We start from the raw sequence: 21,489 nt of genomic DNA, 5'->3' as shown, positions 1-21,489 counted from the left end.
ACCATCAAAACTGATAGAGGCAATACTGAAAATAAAACCCTCGACTAAAGGAGGTGCATTCGATGCTTGAGATTAAGCAGATCAGAATAAATGTAATGCCGATTGCTGGCGGGCGTTATTTTTTGAGTGCTGAGGATTTTAACGGCTTTGGCCTTAATATAGCTGAGTGGAAGAAGCTGCTTTTCTTCCGCCATAAGGAAAGTTATTACGGTACGATGATTGATAGTGACAAATGGGGCAGCACTGAGGGTGTGACGTTGAGTGCTTGGCAGCTTGTCACCCTCTTTGGCGAGGAGAGCTTCAACCGTCTTGTTGAGTGGGAATGGGATGAGCTTGGCGACATTTGCCTTTCTACGGCCCATTCTGTCTATGATGCGATTTTGGCGAAGGAATGGCATCCCGATTTTTCGCAGCTTGACGGCGAGGATTTTCGCTGGAAGCTTCCTGTGAGTGTGCTTGATGAGTTCCATGAGCCTTTTTGGGATGAAAAAATTAACGGTAAGGATGAAGATGTGGAGGTTCGTGAGTTTGTTGCGGATCTATTCCACAATGCTTTGGAATCCTACTTCCATGAAAATGAGACGATGAAGTATTTGCTTGGCGATAAGCTTGACGTGCTGCGCAATAAGCAGCTCTCAGGTTCGCAGCTGGCTGGGTATTTTGATGAGGACCGCTGGCTTGAGTGGATCGGCTTGAAGGAGAATCCGGCGCCGTTTTCGATTGGGATGCGCCTGGAGGAGCCGATTGATGATCTTGGCGATTGGAAGCTGGGGTTATTTTTGCGCGGGAAAGATGAGCCGATGATGATCGAGGCGCGGGATTACGAAAGTTACCCGGCTGGCTGGGATGATTTTAGCGAGAAGGTTGAAGATGAAGAAAAACGGCTCGCCAACATTTTTCCATGGATTGAGGAAGACGGGCGCCTGAAATCCACTCTTACTGAAGATGAAGCGTGGATGTTTTTAACGGAAGCGAGCGAGACATTGATTGCGCTTGGTATCGAGATTCTCCTCCCTTCCTGGTGGGAAGCGGTCAAAAATGCGAGCCTCAAGGTGAAGGCTCGCCTGAAGGGTCAGACTGGTTACCGCCGCTCGTTTGTCGGCTTGAATGCGATGCTCGATTATGACTGGCGTTTTTCTATGAATGGCGTTGACCTGAGCGAGGACGAGTTCCAGCGCCTTGTGAATGAAAAGCGACGACTTGTCTATTTGAAGGGTCGCTGGATCAAGCTTGATCACGGATTCATCCGCCAGATCCAGGATTTGATGAAGAAAGCGGATAAGGAAGGCTTGCACATTCGCGACCTTTTGCAGCAGGAGCTGTCTGAGGAGGATGGCGAGGCTGGAGACGGACTCGATGATCCGCGAGCATTCGCGAAAATCCAGATTGAACTGAACCGCCACTGGAAGCAGATGATGAAGCAGTTGTCTGAAACGAAGGAAATTCCGGATACGCCAGTGCCTGCGGGATTGCACGGCGAATTGCGGCCTTACCAGAAACTCGGGATGAACTGGCTATTATTCCTGCGTAAGTATGGCTTTGGCGCTTTGCTTGCTGATGACATGGGACTTGGGAAAACGATCCAGCTGATTTCGTATTTGCTGTCAGTGAAGGAGCAGGAAAACGACGGCCATCCGGCGTTGATCATCTGCCCTACTTCCGTGCTCGGCAACTGGCAAAAGGAAGTGGAGCGGTTTGCTCCGGATTTGCGAGTCCACCTCCATTACGGGCCGAATCGCCTGAAGGGCGCTCTTTTTAACGAAGAAGCGATGGAATCGGATATTGTCCTGACATCTTATGGCCTGACGCATCTGGACTTCGAGGAACTTGAAGGCGTCGAATGGAGCAGCATTGCGATTGACGAGGCGCAGAATATCAAGAATGCCGATACGAAGCAGTCGCGTGCAGTTAGGAAGCTTAAGGGCAAGCATCACATCGCCCTGACCGGTACGCCAATGGAGAACCGTTTGTCAGAGTTATGGTCGATCTTCGACTTCACGAATCGCAGCTATCTCGGCAGCGCTGGGCAGTTCCAGAAGCAATTCATTTTGCCAATTGAAAAGGAAGACAAGAAGGAAAAAATCACTCAGCTACAGTCATTGATCAAGCCGTTTTTGCTGAGACGGACGAAGAAGGATGAAGATGTAGCGTTGAATCTGCCAGACAAGGTCGAGCAGAAGGAATACTGCCCGCTGTCCGCTGAACAGGCTTCATTATATGAGCAGCTGGTTAAGGATACTTTTGCGCAAATCGAACAGTTATCAAGCTTCGAGCGCAAGGGGTTGATCTTACAGCTATTGAGCAGGCTGAAGCAGCTGTGCAACCACCCTGCCCTTTATTTGAAAGAGGAAAATCCGAAGCAGCTGATTGACCGTTCCGCGAAAATGGAGAAGATGATCGAGCTTATCCGTGCCGTGCTTGATCAGGAAGAAAGCTGCATCATTTTTACCCAGTACATCGGAATGGGCGAAATGATCCAGTCTGCTTTGAAGAAGGAATTCGGCATCGAGGTACCGTTCCTGAACGGCAGCCTTCCTAAGGCGAAGCGCGATGAGCTGATTACCAGGTTCCAGAACCGCGAGTTCCCTGTATTCCTGCTTTCATTGAAGGCTGGCGGTACCGGACTCAACCTGACAGCAGCAAATCACGTTGTCCACTACGACCGCTGGTGGAATCCGGCTGTTGAGAACCAGGCAACGGACCGCGCTTACCGTATCGGTCAGAACCGCTTCGTCCACGTGCACAAGCTGATCAGCACCGGAACACTCGAGGAAAAAATCGACGCCATGCTCGAGAAAAAGCAGTCCTTGAACGACCAGATCATCCAGAGCGACAGCTGGATCACCGAGCTATCGACCGATGAACTGCATGATTTGGTGTTTTTGTCATAGATCAAGAAAACCAGTACCTTGAATGGGTACTGGTTCTTGTATGAACTAACAAGATACTGGGGTGATCAAAATTTTATCAAGGAAAATTATTTCGGCATCTGTTTCCGGGTCTCTATTTGCAATTTTGTTGGGGCTAATCCTGCCAAATCCATTTGGCGAAACGATTACTTCAATACCAAATTATTTATTTTATATGGTAACAGTTACGCCTATTTATATGATGTATAGTTTTCCAGTTATTTTAATTTATGGGGTTTTCACCTCTATTATTAGTGATAAAGTCAGTGAATTTATTTCAACTAAAATAAAAAATGAAAAATCCGAAATAATGATCTCTGGTCTTTTGCACTTAGTTTTTGGCCTAGTATTTCACTTGTACAGTTTAGGTGCCTCTATATTGTTTTTTATTACAGATAGATTTTTACAAAAGAATAATAAAAATTATAATTGGTTGCAAGCTATTAAAAGTTTGGCCATGCCATTAACAGTATGGCTTGTTTTTATGGGTATTGTTTGGATAGAGGATCTTTTAAACGACAGTTAAGATTTCAGCCACACTAAGGTTTTTGATATAAAAATAAAAAAACCGGCTAACAAAAAGCCGGCATAAAAATGGAGGGTATATTGGAGATTGGTTATTGAATTTCTCTCTTGCAGATTTTTTTTGTGCAGTTTTTTCGAGGAAAATGTCTTCGTGCCTACTGTCTTGCGTATTCTTTCTTGCTTGAGTTTGGTCGTGGAGGTTCGGCTATGAAGGAGTAGACGCGGTTGATTTGCTGTTCTTTGGAGGCCATTTCGAGCTGGCGGACGCGCTTAGAAAGTTCGTCGATCTTCTCATTTGATTTTCCAACCATTTTAATCAGGCTGACCAGCAGCTTTTCGAGTGATTCATTTTCGCTATGCAAATGGAAGCTCCTCTCTTTGCAACGGTGGCGCAATGTTTTGCTCGCTTTCCCGTGTGGAATTTTGTTTTGAACTTAAGAATCTTACTCCTTCAGCAACGACTTCCGTTACATAGACTCGTTTGCCTTCCTGGTTCTCGTAATGGCGGGTCTGGATCCGGCCCGTCACTCCTATTACCGAGCCCTTCCTGCAGAATTGGGATGTATTCTCCGCCGTTTTGCCCCAGAGCGTGCAGTGGACAAAATCAGCTTCAATTTCCCCGTTCGCATTTTTGTAATGCCTGTTCACCGCAAGCGTTACGTTGGAAACGCCCTTTCCGTCTGTAGTCCACTTGAGCTCGGGATCCTTGACAAGCCTTCCGACTAGCGTTACTTGATTAATCACCTTTTCATCTCCTTTCTCCGTTATAGCACAATCATATTCCTATTTTTTTTCGGAGTAAAATGTCGAAAACCGTCATTTGTCCTGGTAAAAGGCCTGCCAATGAACCATAGTTCAGCTTATTTCTCATTTTTCACAGCAAGCAATGCGGGCAAAAATGAATTTTACTTATTCGGAAAATTTTCTTTCGACAAATGGCTTCTTTTCGCTTTCTGGTCACACTGTGATATAATTTGGACAAGTATTACGGGAGGTGGTTGACATGAAGACGTTTAAGTTGATTTCAATGCAGCTTGCTGATGATGATGCTTTAGTGGATATCGATATGGAGGACGGCCTTATTATCAACAAAGAGGATGATAAGGGTACTTGGCTCGTCGAGGCTTTTACCGACCATAAATACATTCCGTATTTCCAGGATGCGTGTGACAATGACAAAGAAATCATCGTCCATGTCGTCATTACCAAACGAGAAAATGACCCGGCTGCTTTTGCCACAAAAGTATGCTGCGTGAAAAAGCTTAGGAACCATGCCAGCATACTGCTGACCGGAAAGCTGACAAAACCAAAAACCGATTATCCGGAAAAGCTTTTGGAGTATCTGATGGATAAGGGTTTATCAGGCGAAGAGCTCCTTGCTGAATTCAGGGAAAAAATCATTTCCCGGCCAAAAATTCTGCAGCCTAAAAAAGTATAATATGGCTCCTGCTCTCTGGCTGGAGTTTTTTTATTGCAAAAAAAATAGGCAGGAAATCATTCCTGCCTATTCTCCTTACTCATCCTTATTGTCTTTGTCGTTCATATCCTTTTGGTCTTCAATAACATCTTCACCAGGCTCATTGTTATCTTCCATCATGTCGCCATCTGTATCAGTGTTAGTATCGCCATTGCCGTTGTTGTCATCGATCATGCCATCATCATCGACGTTACCATTATTGTCGTTCATGTCTCCGTTGTTGTCTGCTGGATTTTCGACATCCACATCATCATCCGGAGGAGGATCCTGGTCATTCGCGCAGCCAGCAAGGAACATAGCCGATAGCAATGAGCCACCGATTAGCATTAATAGCTTTTTCTTCATGAGTAAAAGCCCCTTTCATTAGTAGGTTTTTTAAGACCTGTTGCACGGGTCTGCTGTTATATTGCCCACCAATGAAAAAAACTTGCATGATTTTGAGGATTTTTTTGTTAAATTATGTCGTTTAAGTCTTTTGGCAACGCAAAAAGAACCCATACATACTAACGATGGGTTCCTGCAAAAAAGTTTTATTTAATCGCAAACGTAATTTCAGCTTCACACGCTAGCTCGCCATCAACGGTAGCGACGGCTTTGCCTTTTCCAATCGGTCCGCGCAGCTTGATCATTTCTACTTCCAGGCGAAGCTGGTCCCCCGGCTTTACTTGTCTTTTAAAACGGCAGTTATCAATTCCGGCGAAGAAACCGATTTTACCGCGGTTTTCTTCGAGCTTAAGAACGGCTACTGCTCCCACCTGCGCGAGAGCTTCTACAATCAGAACTCCAGGCATTACTGGATAATCAGGAAAGTGACCGTTGAAAAATTCTTCATTGGCAGTTACATTTTTGATGCCTACCGCTCTTTTTCCCTCTTCAATTTCAATGATTTTATCAACGAGCAAAAATGGATAGCGGTGTGGAATGATTTCTTTGATTTGTGTGATATCAAGCATATTTTAGTACCTCCTATTAATATTAGGTGCTTACAATCCATTGTACTAAAAAAAACAAATAAAAAGGAAGGGGAACTTCCCTTCCTTTGAAAATTATTCTTTATTAACCAAGTCCGTAATATGAGTCCAGGTTGATTTTTCAAAAATGTCTTTCGCTTCGCCGCCACCCATGACAGCATAGCCAAACATTGCTCCGAGCACGATGCTCGCAGCTAAAAGGATTACGACAACAATAATCCGAAGCCAGATCGGAATAAGGCGAACCCGGATTCTTTTCCTTTTTTCGCGTGTTTTCTTTTCTTGTTTAACTTGTTCACGCGTTGCCGCTTCTGAATTATTCTTGTTCAAAGCCATTTGATTGTTCTTCCCCTCTTAACGGATTCCGTTTACCAGCCCAAGCATTTGGTCCGCCATGGTAACCGTCTTGGCATGGAACTGGTAACTGCGCTGCACATTGATCAGATCCGTCATTTCTTTACTCATATCTACGTTCGATTGCTCGAGTACACCCTGCTGGATCGACACCTGATTCCTCAAGGCACCGTTCAGATTGGTAAGGATCTCGGCCTCTTCCATGATTAGCTCGCCCTTTTCGTTCCTGGGCAAGGCAAAAAGATTGCCGCCCGCCTGCTCCAAAAACTGTGGTTTTTTCACAAGCGAAACGCCAAGATTGAAGTCCTGGCTTGTTCCATCATATTTTTCAGCAGAAAATTGCCCTGTTTCGTTCACCCTGAAATTTTTCACGTTTCCGACAATCGTGATTGGCCGGTCATTTTCATCAAGTATAGCATGACCATCACTGTTTACAAGCAAAGTCTCATTATCTGACAGCGGCGACAGATAAAAGGCGCCGTTTCTCGTAAATCGGACTTCGCCATCCGCCATCACCCGGTAAAATTGGCCTTCAGCTGTAAAGGCGGTATCAAGGGAGCGATCCGTCGTTTTCAGGCCCCCCTGCGCTAAATGCATTTGTACCTGGCCAAGCTTTGCACCTGTACCCTGGCGGATATCGAAAGATGTCATCCGGTCCTGTGGCTCAAGACGATCATTAGGCTGGTTCCTGAATTCCTGCACAAGCAGGTCAGTGAACTTCGCTTCACGGCGCTTGTAGCCGGCCGTATCGATATTGGCCATGTTATGGCCGATGATGTCCATTTGCTTTTGCAGCTGCGATAGCGTATTTGTCGCGGTAATCATCGTTCTGTTCATATACATACCCCATACGGATGCTTTTATTTTTTTACCTAAGGCCTTACTTAAAGCCTGCCAATCTCATTCGCTGCCTTCTCCATACTGCGATCGTAAGCCTGAAGGATCTTCTGGTTCGCTTCAAATGCACGGTAGGCTGTCATCATATCGGTCATTGTTTTACTGATGTCGACGTTCGATTGTTCGAGGAATCCTTGCTGCAGCTTGAATTGCACCCCTTGTTGGTTAAAAGCGTTCGGAAGCGCGGCGTTGTTTTCAGACTGGAACAATCCGTCTCCCAGCTTGGTCATTCGGTTTGGATTATCCGAAAAGCCAATTCCAAGAACTGCACTCTCACCGTTCTCGCCTGTGAGGACGCCATTTTCACCAATGGTAAAACGGTCGCTGGATAGCTGGATTTTTTGTCCCTCTGCGTCAAGCACATAGTACCCGCTTCCAGTCGTCAAAAAGCCCTCCCCGTCAAGGGTGAAGTTCCCATTGCGAGTATAGCGGACAGGACCGCCATCCTCACTGACCGTAAAAAAGACCGAGCCATTGTTGGGCATATTTACATCAAGCAGTGCCACATCCGTATTCCTCCCAGTGTCGCGCAGATCACCCTGGATGAAATTCGGTACAGCCTCCTGCATGTATACACCAGTATTGATTGTACCGATTTTTTTGCTGAACGGCAGATCCAACCCATGCTCTGTCGGAATCTCTGCCTTGTCAAAGCGCTGGAGTTCCATATCTGGGAAGGCTCTCAACGCGGCCAAATCAGCTTTGAAACCAGGTGTATTGGCATTGGACATATTATTTGTCAGCATCTCCGTCTTGCGCTGCTGCGCAAACATTCCGGACGCTACTGTGTAAAAGCCTTTGAACATGATTCCCACCTCGATTGGAAAACACCTATGGAATAGGAAATTTTCTCACTACTTTCTATTATAAGAAATATATCGGCAAGAAACATTAAAAATTTGCAGGAAAATGTAGGATTTTGGGTTTTATTCCAGAAAAGTTGGGTAAAAAGCAAAAAAATCTGGAATTCCGAGGCCATTTAACCTTAGAAAATCCAGATTTTTTGTTTAAACTATTCTGCGGCGACCGGCTATGCGGTCGATATTATCAAGCATGATGCCAGTTCCAATCGCAACACAATCCATTGGGTTGTCTGCAATTAAAACAGGTACCTTCAATTCTTCCATCAGCAGCTGGTCAATGCCGTGAAGCAATGCGCCGCCACCTGTTAAAATGACGCCGCGGTCAATGATATCTGCGGATAATTCAGGCGGAGTCTTCTCCAGTACAGTTTTTGCAGCCTGTACTATTACGGCAACTGACTCCCTAAGTGCTTTTTCAACTTCTTCCGAACGAACAGTAATTGTCCTTGGAAGGCCGGAAACCATGTCGCGTCCGCGGATTTCCATTTCCTCGCTGCGTCCGCCAGGGAACACTGTACCAATCTGGATTTTGATATTTTCAGCTGTACGCTCACCGATCAACAGCTTATATTCACGTTTGATATAACTTAAAATTTCTGCGTCAAACTTGTCGCCAGCCATTTTTATCGAAGAAGAAGTGACGATATCTCCCATTGAAAGAACAGCAACATCCGTTGTTCCGCCTCCGATGTCGACGACCATATTCCCGCTTGGCTGGAAAATGTCCATGCCTGCGCCAATTGCCGCAACCTTAGGCTCTTCTTCAAGATAAATTTTCTTGCCGCCGCTTTTTTCAGCAGCTTCCTTGATTGCCTTTTGCTCAACGCTTGTGATATTCGTTGGGCAGCAAATCAAGATGCGCGGCTTGGACAAGAATCCTTTTACGTTCAATTTATTGATAAAATGCTTCAGCATGGATTCCGTTACATCGAAATCCGCGATGACTCCATCCTTCAAAGGACGAATCGCTACGATATTGCCAGGTGTACGCCCAACCATTTTGCGCGCCTCTTCCCCGACAGCCAAAACCTTATTCGTGTTCTTATCAATCGCCACTACAGACGGTTCATTCAATACAATTCCTCGGCCTTTTACATGAATTAACACATTGGCAGTACCAAGGTCAATCCCGATATCCCTAGCAAACATTCTGATTTTCCTCCTTGATAAATGGCTGGGCTGGTCGCGGCTGATTAAGCCTCGTTTTCTCCGATGATTCATTGACTTATCTATGTAACTAGATCACGTTGTCCGAGAATGCACAGACGCTGCCGCAATCTGCGAACCATATTCTACCCTAATTGTTTATTTTATCACAATAATAGGAAATAAGTAACTGTATGATGAAAAAATTGAAACAATTTGTTGAACTTTGTCTAATACACTGAAATCCGTGAAACTTTCCTGTAAAATTGGAAATATAGAGAAATTTGTTCGGAGGTAAGAAAATGGAATTCTTAATTGTTGTAGCAGTAATTATCCTCTTCGCTGCATATATGATTATCAAAAATGCCCGCGGCTCTGCCCACAGAAGCGATGGACCAGATATCAGCGACCCATCATCAGCACCTGACAGCATTGGAGATAAAGGCAACGATTCCGGTGACGGAGACAGTGGAGATTAAAGAAGGAGAGTGACCAGTGACTCTTCTTCTTTTTTCGTTTCGGATAAGGCAACTGCTATGCGTTTACCTTTTTGCCTGACTCTACTTCATTTCGGGGAATGCAGCACGCCTGCTCTACCATTTTCCCTCTTCCCACTACATTTTGGGCAATGCAACAGCTTCAAGACCCAAAAACAAACAAAAATAGGACCCGGGCTTCCCGGGTCCATCAACAAAACCTCATCCTTAATCCTATTCTTCTTCAACCTTCAACTTACGTCTGCGGACGAAAACAGTTGCTGCTGCTGCGAGCAGACCAAACGCTCCTGCAAGTGTTCCGCCCAACAGCGGCTTGTTTTCATAGAACTTTACGAGCGCTCCCTTTTTGACGATTTCGAATGGGAGGACTGCTACTTTTTCGTTGCCGGCATCGTCAATGGCTGTTACTTCGATTTTGTAAGACTTGATTTCTGCCAGCGTTGTCTTGATGACTTGGATGCCATTTTCTTCGATGACATCCCCTTCGAACAACTCTCCATTGATCAGCACTGATTTCAGGTCGTCGTTCGGGTTGTCGAGTCGGATGGAGATTTCGACTGGATCGTAGTATTTCTCCTTTTCTTTTACCCCTTCGAAAATGACTTTTGGCGCAGTCTTATCGATGATGAATTCGACGCTGAGCTGCTGGATGTTGCCTGCCTTATCTTTTACCTCGAAGAACATGACGTGCTTTCCTTCTTCCTTGATCGGATCGCCGGCTTCATATGGCTTTCCGTCAAGCATCATCGCGATGATGTCGTAGGCGCTCATGTCCTCGATCAGCAGCTGGGGCAGCAGGTCGGTGTTGAAGTACTGATTCGAGATTGGCTCCTTGAACTTGATGACAGGGGACGTTTTATCGATCGTAAACACGATTGTCCTTGTTGAAACGTTTTTCGCCAGGTCGGTTACGACAGCTTTTAAAATATAATCCTGTTCGTATTCAAGCTTTGTGCCGTTTTTAAATGGCTTTCCGTTAAGTGTTACCGATGTTTTGCTGCGATCAAGGTGGACATCCGAGTAAGTTACTTTTGGCGCGATGTCCTTATTGAAAAAGCCATCAAGCACTCCGGAAATGTTCAGCAGCGGCTTGGTTGTATCAAGCGTGAAGCTGATTTCAAGAGTAGATTCATTTCCCGCTTTATCACGTGCCAGTACTTTGTAGGTGTACGACATTTCCCTTGCTGCTACAGGGATGTTATTTCCCAGGTTCCCTCCATTGTTCAATGTCGCCGAAACGATCATGTCCTCTCGTTCATCCAAAGCAAACTCCGGTGTGAATACCTCATTAATGTATTCACCATTTTTAATCACACGGTTCTGGCCTTTGAATTTCGGCGTGATGACCGGCTTTGTCTTATCAATCGTGAATTTCATCGTCGAGCTAAAGCTGTTACCTGCCTTGTCGATTGCTTCAACCAGAATTGAATAGTCGCCTTCCTTGCTGAAATTATGGCTTAAGGACGCCACGCCATTTTTAACAGAGAAGCCGCCAATACCATACGCAGCACCGCTCCTTGTTACACTAACCCTGTTGATATCAAGGTTCACGTCCCTGATGGCAATGCTTACAGGCTTATCTACTTTGTAGTAGGCGTTATTCTCGACACCTTTAATCTCAATCGCAGGCTTTACTTTGTCGACTGTGAATGTCATCTTTTGCGAGATCGGACCGTTTCCGGCCTTATCCTTTGCGGTTGCAAGAATGGTATATAAGCCATCCTTGTTGAAATTATATCCAAGCTTAGAAAGCTTGCTGCCATTATTCCACTTGCCAATGTTGAAGTCGGCTCCGTCTTTTGTCGCTGAGATGTCAACATTGTTTGTTGTGAAATTCAGTTCGTCAACGGAGATGATGACACTTTTAGCAGCAGGGTTGAATGAATTGTTTTCCACTCCGTCGATTTTCACCACTGGATTTGTTTTATCAATGATGAACGCAATGGTGTCATGTACTTTCTTGTTCCCTGCCTTATCGACCGTGTTCAGATCGATTTTGAAGCTGCCCTCTTCAGAGAATGTAAAGCTCTTGCCAGCAGCTGTCTTGCTTGTTAGCGCCGGTTCGCCAATGCTATATACCTTGCCGTTTTTCTCTACCTTCAATTCGGTTCTTGAAAGGTCGATGTTGCGGTCAGTAATTTTTACGGTGACCGGTTTGTCTGTGCGGTAATTGTTGTTATCCTCGACACCAGTTATGCTCAGTTCAGGATCGATTTTATCCACGGTAAAATGGATCGTTTCTGTGTCGCCTTGATTGCCTGCTGCATCCTTTGCATTTACGGTAATTTCGTATTCGCCGTCTTGATCAAATTCATGGCTCAAGTCTGATACCTGATCAACATTCTTCCATTCGCCAATCGGGAAGCTGACCTTTTTTCCATCCACTTCAATCATTCGGGTGACGGCAATATTTACGTTGTTGTTCTTGAAGTTTCGTTCTTCTACCGCGATTTTTACGTTAGTGCCCTTATTGTAATAAGCATCTTCCAATGGACCGGAAATTTTAATCACCGGTTTTTTATTATCCACGGTAAAAGTAAGCTTCTTTGCTGCTCCGTTGTTTGCTGCTTTATCTTTAGCTTCAACAAGAATTTCGTAATCCCCATCCTCATCGAAGGTATAGCTTAATATTGATTCCTCAGCAGTATTTTTCCATACACCAATGTTATACTGCTTTTTCGGCCCCTCGAGTTCTTCCTTTCTTGAAACAGAAATTTTTACATCATTTTGTTCAAAATTGTGTTCCTTCACTTTAATCGTGACAGATTTACCTTTTTGTACAAATGCACCCTCGTCAATTCCGCTAATGTCAATAAGAGGGTTTATGCTGTCGATGGTGAATTTTACAGGGCCAATCTTATTTTCGTTGCCAACCCGGTCTGAGTTTATCAGGCTGATTTCATAATCTCCATCCTCAGTAAAGCTCAGCTTGCGAATCGCCTTTTTATATCCACCTTTTAATGGTGACTCATCCCATTTGCCTTCGCCTACTTCGAAAGGTTTGCCATCCTTGAGCACCTCGATCGCTGTCTTGTTCAGCAGGAATGTGAGATCTTCTATCGATAATTCAAGGTTTTCCAGCTTTTGATAATGCTCTCCATCCTCTACTCCAGAAATCTTCAATTCTGGTTTTGTATTATCGACTGTAAAAGTGATAGGCCCGAGGACGCTTCTATTTCCGGCTTTATCAGTCGCTTCCATTTCGATTGTATAAATGCCGTCTTCAGTGAAATCTTTCGGTTCAAACACTTTTTCTCCATTTTCCTTGAGATATTCATGGCCGTTTCTAGTGACATTCAAGTAGGTATTAGCCCAGTCAACATTTTTATCCACCAGGGTAGCCGTCACCTCGAGAGCCTCTTTCACTTCCTGGCCATTGGATATGTTTTTGATTTCCAGTACAGGTGCTGAATTATCAATCGTAAATTTGACAGGACCTAGCTTATTTTCATTCCCGAACAAGTCTGTTGTTTTCAAGCTGATTTCATAATTTCCATCTTCATAGAAACTCAGCTTTCGGAACGCCTTTTTCAGTCCGCCGTTGGACATTATTTCATCCCATTTGCCTTCTCCAAGATCGTATGGCTGGCCGTCCTTCAGCACTTCTATCGTCGTTTTGTTCAGCAAGAACGTTAAATCCTCAATTGATAGCTCAAGATTTTCTAGCTTTTGATAATACTCTCCATCTGTCACTCCATCAATCTTCAATTCAGGCTGTGTATTATCGATCGTGAAATTGATCGGATCATGGATGGTTTTGTTGCCCGCTTTATCTGCAGCTTCCAGTTCGATCTTATAATTTCCGTCATCCTGGAAAGAATGCGTTTTCGAAACTTCCTCACCAGTGATACCGGCGAGTTTTATTCCATTTTTTGTTACTGTTAAACTTGTATTCTTCCAATCGATATTCTTGTCGCTAATTGCCACAATTACATCTTTTACCTTCTTAGATTCATTTTCTTTCTCCACTACTTCACCCTTGATCACAGGTGGAGTTTTATCAATTGTAAAAATGACAGGCTCAATTGTATTTGAACGATTTTTGCCATCCTTTGAACTTAAGTTGATTTCATATGTTCCCTCTTCGGTAAAATTGTGCCTTACCTCTGCTTTGAACAGATTAAGCAATAGAGTGCCGATATTGTAAGTCTCTGCCCCTTTTTTCACCTCAAGAACTGTCTTGGCAAGGTCTAATGTAATGTCTTCAACTGCAATTGTCAGTTCCTTGTCTTCTTTAAAGTGCTTCCCGTTTACATCCTCTGAAATAGAAAGGACCGGTTTCTCTTTATCGATTTTAAAAGTGACTGTCTGGGGTTCTGCCTTATTGCCGGCATTGTCCTCAGCTGCCAATATTACTGTATATTGGCCTTCTCCTGCGGTTGTATATTTTGCCTGGCCGTCTTTTACCGCCACAGATACTGGCGTTGTTTTGCCAGTGATGTCTGTCTTCGTTACATTAAATTCTGCTGTACCGTAGTGTAGATCTTCCACTGTTACCTTAACTTCCTGATCCGATTCGTACGTTTCACCTTCAGCAACGCCATTGACTGCTAATTTCGGCGGCGTCTGGTCTGCAGTAAATTGGAATGGTTCAAGGTTGTATTCCTGGCCATTTTTATGGCTTTCCTTCGCCCATACGCGGAATTCATATTCTCCGTCTCCGCTGACCGGATATTTCAGGCTCGCTTCCCAGCCTGAAACCGTCATGTCCTGCGTTTCCACTTGTTTTCCGTCTTTAAAAATCGTTACCGTCGCGGTTCCAAGTGAAATTCCGCTTGTTACTTTAAGGTCAAGCTCTTTCGAGTTGGTCACTCCTGCCCTGGAAAGCTCTGTTCCATTGCCGGAAATGCTTAAAACCGGACCTTTTGTCCTGATGGAAAATGCTATTGTTTTTTCAGGGCTTGAGTTGCCGACCTCATCCTTAGCATTTACCGTTAGCGTGTATTCACCTTCCTGGGTGAAGGAATATGGATTTTTCGAAGTTTCGGCTGTATTTTTCCAGGCTGGCAAACTGGTATAACTCTTGCCGTTCCTGGTTGCGGTGACAGTTACCGTATTGCTGGCGAAATGCTTTTCGATTACTTCAACATCGACCGTGACGCCTAAAGTTGACAATGCTCCGTCCGTGATTCCAGTCAGATTGACTTCGGGGGCAGTCGCGTCCCTTGTGATACTGAAGGCATGCGTGCTTGCCTTTATGCTCCATGCATCGTTTTCGAGCATTTCGACTGTGAGGTCTAAACGGCCGTCTTCATTGAAAGGGACGTTTACAGTATATTTGCCGGCAAATTGGTCGCCACCCACTTCCTGGTATGTAACACCGCCAACCTGGTTCCGCTCATGGGCAGCGATCACGTTGAATGGCCTTACCGCCGGAGGAGTCAGCGCCGCGTTCTCAAAATCATCGGTAAGATCGACTGTAAAAGTGATGACATCGCTATTAGTCTTCCAATCTTTATTGAATGACCCCGAAAGCATATCCCACGCCTGGCCATTGAACTCGATATTCCTGCTGACGCCCCAAAGGTTTGACAGCACCCGTCCGTTGAACACCAGAATGGATGAAATCAATACAAGGACGACTGGAATGGCGATGGCCCACTTCATACTCGTTTTTTTCTTGCGTCTCGATTCAATCATTTTTGCTCTCCTTTTTATTAGTGATGTTTTCGTACAGATTGTTGCTTTTCGATTAAGCCAAATAGCCAGTTGCAGCAAAATTTACGATAGAGGCTAAATAATGGTATTGGAGTGGACAATCATGATATCCACCTGTTTCCTGAAGCGCGGTTCCTCCTCAGTCAGCAAGGTCGTTTCGTCCATGTCGTCCAGCAGCGTTGTTTCATCTGGGTCGGCTGTCAGGACGGTCGTTTCCTCCCAATCTGATAGAATCGTAGTTTCGGTTGGGGCATCAGCCAACAGGGTCGTGTCGGAACGCCCGGAGGCGGAGAGCAGCGCGGCAGCCGCTCCACCTGCTTTTTGCTGGGCGCCCGTGGCCAACAATGCGGTTGGCTCGAAGCTCTCGCGGTGGAGGAGGTCTGTCTGTTCCACTTTGCCATCCTGATTCAGGAGCGCAGTCTGTTCCAAGCCCTTCTGATTGAGCAATGCGGTCGGGTCGACTGAGGCGGTCGCCATATTCTCGGTAGGTTCCACATACTCGCCTGCCGCCACTTCCTTCTCAACATTCTTGCGGACATTGATTTCTTTGGTAATCGGCTTTGTGCTCGTGTTGGTATTTTCCTTGGATTTTTCCCGCGCCTTCCTGCCCGCCCCCGGGAAATTTCGTCCCGTCAGGTCCGTGATCACCTGAGCAATATTGAGTTTTACATAGACAAGGATGGCAATCACCAGCGCTACCGCTGCGCCCGCCATACCCCCGTAGAACATAATTTGGTATGCCAATCTTTTCACTGCCTTCCTGGAACGTCCTTAAAGAATATTTAGGTTTTCCATGCGTCTGGTGAGTTTTTTGAATGCTTCATCTTCTTTGGCACCTTGTAGGGTACTGGCTTTTTCGTAGGTTTTTTTCGCCTCTGTGTAGTTTCTTTTTCCTTCCTCTTTGTTCTGTTCGATGTCGAGGAGAAGGTTGCCTAGTTTTACGTGAGCAGAGATGCTGTCTGGGAATTTTTTCAGTGTTGTCTGGAAGTGCTCAGCGGATCTTGAGAACTCTCCCATTTCCTGATAGATGACGCCGATTTTGACGAAAATGTCCTCCTGGTCTGGCGCATTGAGAACGAGTAAGTTGTTATAGTGCTCAATCGCCAGTTCAAAATCGCTGCGGGCACTCGCTTTGTCCTCGGAATTCACGCCGCGGCTGTAGTAGGCTTGAGCAAGCTTCTGTTCAAATTCCATTTCGTATTTGAATTGCAGCTGCTCGTTCTCAAGCTTCGCCAGAAGGTTCTTCGCCTTCTGGACAATCTCGATTGCCTGGGTGTTCGCGTCAGGAATCTGGCTCTTATAGGAAATATAAATATTTGCAAGAGAGTTGTAGTTATCGATTTTCTTGCTGTCGTTTGCCAGGCCGTCATTGTATTGTTGAAACTCCTGAAGATCACCGGCGAATTTGTTGTAATCGATGTTCAGGCTGCTCAGCGTCGTCGCCAGCGCCTTGTAATACTGAGCGTCCGGCAGTTCTTTTTCATCGATCTGCTGGAAGTATTTCAACGCATTATTGTAGTCTCTTTTGACATCGAAATAGGTCATCCCCATCTTGAAAAGAACTTCATTATTCTCATGGACCGCCCCGTATTTATCCTGTATGTATGATTCCATCTTGGCGAGCCCTTCATCTGTCTGGTTTCTATTAATATATAAATCAAGCAGATTGATGTATGCTTCAGGGCGCTCCTTGTCAACCCGTGTGGCACTCTCAAGCAGCTTGATTGCTTCGGTTTGTTCGCCGTCCATCAAAGCAATGCTCGCCTGGTTTACAAGGTTCATATAGTCCTGGAACTGCTCGTTCTTCATGCCTTTGTAGCCGAGTGCTGAAGTCGTTGAGAACGCCAGGAAAAGTACAGCTGGGATTAGGAACATGGACAGCTTTTTGATCAGCATGTTCTTGTAGCCCTTTGTCAGCCGATTGATATGTTCGAGATCGTAGCTGAGCTCCTCGCAGTTCTGATAACGGTTGGCCGGTTCGGCCTGGGTGCATTTTTTGATGATATGCTCAAGGCCTTCCGGCAGCGACGGGTCCCATTCACGGATCGGCCTGATTTCAAACGGCGGCTCGCTCAGGCTCTTTCCGGTGACGAGGTGGTAAAGCGTGATACCCAGGCTATAGATATCGGTTTTCGCATCCGTCTGCCGGCCAGAAATCTGCTCGGGAGCGGCGTACCCTTTCGTTCCAAGATTCGTAGTATCAGAGAGATTCTCAGTTTTGAACTCACGGGCGATCCCGAAGTCAATCAGCTTTATTTTACCTTCAGGCGTGAGCATGACGTTATCAGGTTTCATGTCGCGGTAGATGATCGGATATGGCTTCCTTGAATGCAGATAGCCAAGAACTTCACTCAGCTGCTTCGCCCATTCAATCACCTCTCTGGCCGGGATTTTCCCGTCCCGCTTAAGCCGTTCCTTGAGTGACTCGCCTTCGATGTAGTCCATCACCACGTAAATGTCGCCTTCGGATTCGATGATGTCGTAGATTTTCGGCAGTGAACCGTGGTCAAGCTTTTTCAGCATGTTCGCTTCGACCACTAGGCTGTTGATCAGGAGCTCATTGTTGCCGTAACTGCGCTTGCGGATATCCTTGACCACGAGCGACTTGTTAAGCCGATTGTCCATCGCCAGGTAGACAACGCTCATTCCGCCGCGCCCGATCTCCTTCAATATTTCGTATCTGTCATCAATAATCGTGCCAATTTGTATCAAGGTAATTCCCCCAAGTTAAATCACTTTCGTCAGCAGGACCGAGATATTGTCCGTTTCCTGGCGTTCCTTCGCAAGCTCGACCAGCTCTACAATTTTGTCTTTCATTTTCGCTTCCTCGGTAAAATTCAATGGGTTAAGATTGGTAAGCATCTCGCTATCATTGATTTCATGGTAAAATCCGTCCGTGCACAGCATAAACATCGTGCCTTGTTTTACTTCACCAGAGGTAATCACGACGTTTATGTCCTTTGTTGCGCCAACGCACTGGAGCAGCACATTCCGTCGTGGGTCGATCCTCGCCTGTTCCGCGGTAATGTTCCCACGCTGCAGTTCGCGTTCAACAAGTGTCTGGTCTTCGGTCAATTTTAAAAGCTGGTCATCGATGCTGTACGCCCTGCTGTCACCGATCTGGATGATAAAGTATTGCGAGTAGAGGATGAAGAGCGCAGTGATTGTCGTCCCAAGCTTGATGCTTGAAGCTTCCCCGTATTCAAGGATTTTTGCATTCAGCTCGCGAACGCGCTTCTCAAGCATGACCGGGATTTCTTTTTCCATCATCGCCGACTCCAGCAGTTCAGGCAGATCATGATCGAACCAGTCGGACATTCCCCTGATCACCGTTGCGCTCGCCAGCTCCCCGTGGGAAAGTCCCCCCATGCCGTCACAGATGACAAACAGGCCGACTTCGCCCTGGGGAGTTTTCGCCGTCTTTAATAACAGGCCATCCTGATTCGTTTTCTTCTTGATTCCAATGTCGGTATGGTATGCCACTTGAAATGCCATCTTTGTTACCCCCAATTGATCAGGCTGAATTGATTTTTAATAAAGCCTGAAGATGAACTCCTCGTTCGCGAGCTTTATTTTATCTTCATGTTTGATTTTTACTTTTTCCTTGGGCGACACCTTCACGCCGTTAACGTAACTGCCATTGGTCGAGTGATTGTCCTCGAAGAAATATTCGCCGTTTGCGCTGATCACATGTGCATGCACACGCCCAATCACCTTATTATCTGCAGCAAAATCAGCCCTCATCGGATCGCGGCCGATTTTGAAATAGTCTTTCGCAATCGTGATTTTTTCGTTTTTGGACACCGCCAGTAAGAATGGCCTGCGAGTTGCGTGCCCGAGCGTCGTCGTACCTTCATCTTCCTCATCTGCAACGACCCCCAGCACGGTGGTTCCTTCGTATTCCGGCTCAAGGTTCGCCAGCGCCGGCTGGATGTTGATTGAGGTCCCGCCGCCGAGTGCGGTTGCTTCTTTTAACAGGGAGTTGTTCTCCCCGAGCTCGGCCCTGGTAATCCGCTTGTAATTGACTTCTTCCTCGATCTCCAGCTTACGGCCAGTTTTTACATCCCTCTTCTGGCTCGTGTACTCAGAGGTCAGCACGCCATTATCGACGCTAGTTTTTACCGTGTGGACCTCGCTGCCCGGGCTGTAAAAGTTAGGATTGAATGACGGGGTTTCGAGTTCAGGTGATTCTGGCTCGCTTTTCTCGGTTGTTGTTGCTGTTGCTGCTGTTGTTGTTGCTGTTGCTGGTGCTGGCGCTGGTGCTTTAACTTCATGCTGTAATTTTTCCGGCATCTGATAAGGCTTGCGCTCGATCGTTTCGTCTCCCGCCAGCTCATTCATTTTTTCTAGAAGGTTTTCCGGCGTGACGTTCTCTGTCTCAATCAAATAGTTATGGAGTTTTATGAAAAAAGCTGCATCTTCATTTTCATCGTAAGGAGCCGAAAGCATCAATTCACGGAGAAATTCTTTAAGTGATACCTTTTCAAAAATATTATTTTTTACAGGCATATAGATAAAAACTAATCTGTTTGAAAAATTATCAATAAAGATGTCGCGCTGGCTGAAGACGATGTTCTCGATATCCAGGCCGCTTTGCTGCGCATCCACCAGCGTTTCCGCAACATTAAGGAAGCTGTTGTACAGCTGCTCCTTCGTGGCTGGCATCGAATTCAGCATTTCAAGTGTATTATCCGAGATCATGTCATAGCGAAGGAAGCAATTGTCGCCCTCTAAAATCGCTGAGCACGGCAGGATTCCCGGAATACGGCTTGTTTTTAATAGTTCGACCTGCCCGCCATCGATGTCCGCCTTGCTGCCCGCATGAAAATACAGGAATTTTGAGATTCCGTAGCATTCTAATTTAAACTCCACATGTTTGATCATCGCATTTCGACTCCAATTTTGAATTTATGTATGATTTTAATCTCATAAAGCTCGTATATGAGGGTCAAATTTGTTCAATTTACTATTTAGGATTTTTTATGTACGGTTAGGACCATTTTTTATACGGTTGAAGAACTTTTATCTACGGTTGGGACCATTTTTTATACGGTTGAAGAACTTTTTTCAACGGTTGGCCTCATTTCACTCCCGGTTACCCGCATTGTTGAGGCAATACTGCCAGCAGGAGCATGGTTATTCCCCGTTGGAGGGCTTTTAATCCCCGTTGAACCACGGATAATCCCCGTTGGGTGCGAGATAATCCCCGTTGACTGCTGAATAATCCCCGTAGCGGCATTTCCTCGGCTGCAAGGAGTAAATTTTACAGAAGGGCAAACTGCACCAGCGGCTTGCCCCTTACCCTCTGTTAAAAGTGATTACTTAAAAGAGCTTGCGTTGTTGTTGATTGCTGTTTCTGCGGTGTTGTAGTTTGTGACAGTGTTATCCAAGAATTTGGCATAGCTGTCGACGACCTGGCGATATTCTTCAAATCGTGGTGCCAGTGAGTTGAAGTTGCCGCGGATTGTGTTGGAAGCGTCAGAGTTCCATGTTGACGCAAGTGCGTTCATGTCCTTCTTGATTTCTTCTAATCTAGTGGATAATTGCTGGTTCAGGGTGCGGATTTGGCCCGCCGTTTTGCTAACCTCGCCAAGCGAGATTTTGATTCCATCTCCTGCCAATGTATTTCACCTCCTGCTTATGTTAAGGATTAGTTGCTTAATCTCTTAGCCTGGTTAATGACTTCAGATTGAGTGTCGCGGTATGTCTTCGCGCTCATTTTCAAGAACTCAGAGTACTGTCTCATTAACTGAGTCATCTTCTGGAAGTCATCCATGAAGCCTTTGATTTGAGCCGTGTATGCCTGGTTGTCAGCACCCTGCCATGCAGCGGCCATTCCTTCAACCTCGCTGAAAAGAGCTTTATAGTTTCTTTCGTAATCAGCTGCCTGCTGTTCAATCTTGTTTGCAGTCGCATCAAGCTTAGCTGGTTCAACTGTGATTGATCTCGCCATTATTTTCACCTCCTTTAACGTCATGATTATATGAACTCTGATAGAGTCATATTCTTCTTAACTTGGAGCTTACATAGCGGTACTTTTCCGCGGAGCGGCGCAAGCCTGAAGCCGCCTTTGTAGAGCCGATTCCCTTGAATTCATGGCTGAGGCCATTCGAGATCTCCTCAAGCTCGCGGGCAATCGCAGTCGCTTCAGCTGCAATTCTGTTAATCTTGCTTCTCACTTTCGGATCCATA

The 21,489-nt window shown here is 45.7% G+C and carries 20 protein-coding genes; 4 read left to right on the top strand and 16 right to left on the bottom strand.

What is annotated here, in order from left to right; genetic code table 11:
* Positions 1-62: 62 nt before the first annotated feature.
* Together M3204_RS09695 and M3204_RS09690 are read left to right on the top strand one after the other, a co-directional pair.
* Positions 63-2,891, top strand: coding sequence for a DEAD/DEAH box helicase (locus M3204_RS09695; RefSeq protein WP_251481017.1), 2,829 nt, complete (start codon positions 63-65; stop codon positions 2,889-2,891).
* Between the two features lie 61 nt (positions 2,892-2,952).
* Complete coding sequence (locus M3204_RS09690; RefSeq protein ID WP_251481016.1) at positions 2,953-3,435, top strand: hypothetical protein; 483 nt, start codon at positions 2,953-2,955, stop codon at positions 3,433-3,435.
* A gap of 154 nt (positions 3,436-3,589) precedes the next feature.
* Here the strand turns inward: M3204_RS09690 and M3204_RS09685 are convergent, their stop codons facing one another.
* Both M3204_RS09685 and ssb read right to left on the bottom strand, forming a co-directional pair.
* Complete coding sequence (locus tag M3204_RS09685) at positions 3,590-3,796, bottom strand: hypothetical protein (RefSeq protein WP_251481015.1); 207 nt, start codon at positions 3,794-3,796, stop codon at positions 3,590-3,592.
* Positions 3,789-4,178 carry a single-stranded DNA-binding protein gene (gene ssb, locus M3204_RS09680; protein WP_251481014.1) on the bottom strand — a complete coding sequence of 130 codons (390 nt, stop codon included), beginning with the start codon at positions 4,176-4,178 and terminating at the stop codon, positions 3,789-3,791. Before ssb ends, M3204_RS09685 begins: the two co-directional genes overlap by 8 nt.
* Before the next feature lie 259 nt (positions 4,179-4,437).
* Between ssb and M3204_RS09675 the strand changes: the two genes are divergently transcribed.
* Positions 4,438-4,872, top strand: a complete 435-nt coding sequence (locus tag M3204_RS09675) for a YwpF-like family protein (RefSeq protein ID WP_251481013.1) — start codon at positions 4,438-4,440, stop codon at positions 4,870-4,872.
* A gap of 75 nt (positions 4,873-4,947) precedes the next feature.
* Here M3204_RS09675 and M3204_RS09670 read toward each other — a convergent pair whose 3' ends face one another.
* The 6 genes from M3204_RS09670 to M3204_RS09645 all read right to left on the bottom strand — a co-directional run bounded on the left by M3204_RS09670 (position 4,948) and on the right by M3204_RS09645 (position 9,145).
* Positions 4,948-5,256, bottom strand: coding sequence for a hypothetical protein (locus tag M3204_RS09670; protein WP_251481012.1), 309 nt, complete (start codon positions 5,254-5,256; stop codon positions 4,948-4,950).
* 185 nt (positions 5,257-5,441) lie between these two features.
* The gene (gene fabZ, locus M3204_RS09665; RefSeq protein ID WP_251481011.1) at positions 5,442-5,864 is read right to left on the bottom strand and encodes a 3-hydroxyacyl-ACP dehydratase FabZ; all 423 of its coding nucleotides are present in this window, start codon (positions 5,862-5,864) and stop codon (positions 5,442-5,444) included.
* A gap of 93 nt (positions 5,865-5,957) precedes the next feature.
* On the bottom strand, positions 5,958-6,218 hold the full coding sequence (locus M3204_RS09660) for a DNA-directed RNA polymerase subunit beta (protein ID WP_251481010.1): 261 nt from the start codon (positions 6,216-6,218) through the stop codon (positions 5,958-5,960).
* 18 nt (positions 6,219-6,236) lie between these two features.
* Positions 6,237-7,073 carry a flagellar hook-basal body protein gene (locus M3204_RS09655; protein WP_251481009.1) on the bottom strand — a complete coding sequence of 279 codons (837 nt, stop codon included), beginning with the start codon at positions 7,071-7,073 and terminating at the stop codon, positions 6,237-6,239.
* 47 nt (positions 7,074-7,120) lie between these two features.
* Positions 7,121-7,939 carry a flagellar hook-basal body protein gene (locus M3204_RS09650; RefSeq protein ID WP_251481008.1) on the bottom strand — a complete coding sequence of 273 codons (819 nt, stop codon included), beginning with the start codon at positions 7,937-7,939 and terminating at the stop codon, positions 7,121-7,123.
* Between the two features lie 201 nt (positions 7,940-8,140).
* Positions 8,141-9,145 (bottom strand): rod shape-determining protein, encoded by a 1,005-nt coding sequence (locus M3204_RS09645; protein ID WP_251481007.1) that lies wholly within the window; start codon positions 9,143-9,145, stop codon positions 8,141-8,143.
* A 299-nt stretch (positions 9,146-9,444) separates the two neighbouring features.
* Between M3204_RS09645 and M3204_RS09640 the strand changes: the two genes are divergently transcribed.
* Positions 9,445-9,621: a hypothetical protein gene (locus M3204_RS09640; protein WP_251481006.1), complete on the top strand. Its 177-nt coding sequence runs from the start codon at positions 9,445-9,447 to the stop codon at positions 9,619-9,621.
* 231 nt (positions 9,622-9,852) lie between these two features.
* On the opposite strand, the gene M3204_RS09635 is transcribed toward M3204_RS09640, so the two are convergent.
* The 8 genes from M3204_RS09635 to M3204_RS09600 form a co-directional block, all read right to left on the bottom strand.
* Positions 9,853-15,279 carry an Ig-like domain-containing protein gene (locus M3204_RS09635; RefSeq protein WP_251481005.1) on the bottom strand — a complete coding sequence of 1,809 codons (5,427 nt, stop codon included), beginning with the start codon at positions 15,277-15,279 and terminating at the stop codon, positions 9,853-9,855.
* 93 nt (positions 15,280-15,372) lie between these two features.
* A complete protein-coding gene (locus M3204_RS09630; protein ID WP_251481004.1) occupies positions 15,373-16,041 on the bottom strand; it encodes a hypothetical protein in 669 nt (222 codons plus the stop codon).
* A gap of 27 nt (positions 16,042-16,068) precedes the next feature.
* The gene (locus M3204_RS09625; RefSeq protein WP_251481003.1) at positions 16,069-18,009 is read right to left on the bottom strand and encodes a serine/threonine-protein kinase; all 1,941 of its coding nucleotides are present in this window, start codon (positions 18,007-18,009) and stop codon (positions 16,069-16,071) included.
* A 15-nt stretch (positions 18,010-18,024) separates the two neighbouring features.
* Entirely contained in the window at positions 18,025-18,792 is a 768-nt protein-coding gene (locus M3204_RS09620) for a PP2C family protein-serine/threonine phosphatase (protein WP_251481002.1), read from the bottom strand.
* A 36-nt stretch (positions 18,793-18,828) separates the two neighbouring features.
* The gene (locus M3204_RS09615; RefSeq protein WP_251481001.1) at positions 18,829-20,181 is read right to left on the bottom strand and encodes a DUF6382 domain-containing protein; all 1,353 of its coding nucleotides are present in this window, start codon (positions 20,179-20,181) and stop codon (positions 18,829-18,831) included.
* A 434-nt stretch (positions 20,182-20,615) separates the two neighbouring features.
* Entirely contained in the window at positions 20,616-20,918 is a 303-nt protein-coding gene (locus tag M3204_RS09610) for a pore-forming ESAT-6 family protein (RefSeq protein ID WP_251481000.1), read from the bottom strand.
* A 29-nt stretch (positions 20,919-20,947) separates the two neighbouring features.
* The gene (locus M3204_RS09605) at positions 20,948-21,250 is read right to left on the bottom strand and encodes a WXG100 family type VII secretion target (protein WP_251480999.1); all 303 of its coding nucleotides are present in this window, start codon (positions 21,248-21,250) and stop codon (positions 20,948-20,950) included.
* 46 nt (positions 21,251-21,296) lie between these two features.
* A complete protein-coding gene (locus M3204_RS09600; RefSeq protein ID WP_251480998.1) occupies positions 21,297-21,488 on the bottom strand; it encodes a hypothetical protein in 192 nt (63 codons plus the stop codon).
* Position 21,489: the final 1 nt, after the last annotated feature.

Source organism: Mesobacillus subterraneus (genome assembly GCF_023715485.1).
GTDB classification, from domain to species: Bacteria; Bacillota; Bacilli; order Bacillales; family Cytobacillaceae; genus Mesobacillus; species Mesobacillus subterraneus_B.
The sequence above is the reverse complement of the archived record's forward strand: the minus strand, read 5'-3'. Positions and strand labels throughout refer to the sequence as shown.

What these genes read in the sequence shown, in the direction of transcription:
- M3204_RS09670 (WP_251481012.1), bottom strand. Translation starts at nt 5,256, where the DNA reads ATGAAGAAAAAGCTATTAATGCTAATCGGTGGCTCATTGCTATCGGCT.
- M3204_RS09640 (WP_251481006.1), top strand. Translation starts at nt 9,445, where the DNA reads ATGGAATTCTTAATTGTTGTAGCAGTAATTATCCTCTTCGCTGCATAT.
- M3204_RS09675 (WP_251481013.1), top strand. Translation starts at nt 4,438, where the DNA reads ATGAAGACGTTTAAGTTGATTTCAATGCAGCTTGCTGATGATGATGCT.
- M3204_RS09635 (WP_251481005.1), bottom strand. Translation starts at nt 15,279, where the DNA reads ATGATTGAATCGAGACGCAAGAAAAAAACGAGTATGAAGTGGGCCATC.
- M3204_RS09645 (WP_251481007.1), bottom strand. Translation starts at nt 9,145, where the DNA reads ATGTTTGCTAGGGATATCGGGATTGACCTTGGTACTGCCAATGTGTTA.
- M3204_RS09605 (WP_251480999.1), bottom strand. Translation starts at nt 21,250, where the DNA reads ATGGCGAGATCAATCACAGTTGAACCAGCTAAGCTTGATGCGACTGCA.
- M3204_RS09660 (WP_251481010.1), bottom strand. Translation starts at nt 6,218, where the DNA reads ATGGCTTTGAACAAGAATAATTCAGAAGCGGCAACGCGTGAACAAGTT.
- M3204_RS09615 (WP_251481001.1), bottom strand. Translation starts at nt 20,181, where the DNA reads ATGATCAAACATGTGGAGTTTAAATTAGAATGCTACGGAATCTCAAAA.
- M3204_RS09600 (WP_251480998.1), bottom strand. Translation starts at nt 21,488, where the DNA reads ATGGATCCGAAAGTGAGAAGCAAGATTAACAGAATTGCAGCTGAAGCG.
- M3204_RS09650 (WP_251481008.1), bottom strand. Translation starts at nt 7,939, where the DNA reads ATGTTCAAAGGCTTTTACACAGTAGCGTCCGGAATGTTTGCGCAGCAG.
- M3204_RS09655 (WP_251481009.1), bottom strand. Translation starts at nt 7,073, where the DNA reads ATGAACAGAACGATGATTACCGCGACAAATACGCTATCGCAGCTGCAA.
- M3204_RS09620 (WP_251481002.1), bottom strand. Translation starts at nt 18,792, where the DNA reads ATGGCATTTCAAGTGGCATACCATACCGACATTGGAATCAAGAAGAAA.
- M3204_RS09695 (WP_251481017.1), top strand. Translation starts at nt 63, where the DNA reads ATGCTTGAGATTAAGCAGATCAGAATAAATGTAATGCCGATTGCTGGC.
- fabZ (WP_251481011.1), bottom strand. Translation starts at nt 5,864, where the DNA reads ATGCTTGATATCACACAAATCAAAGAAATCATTCCACACCGCTATCCA.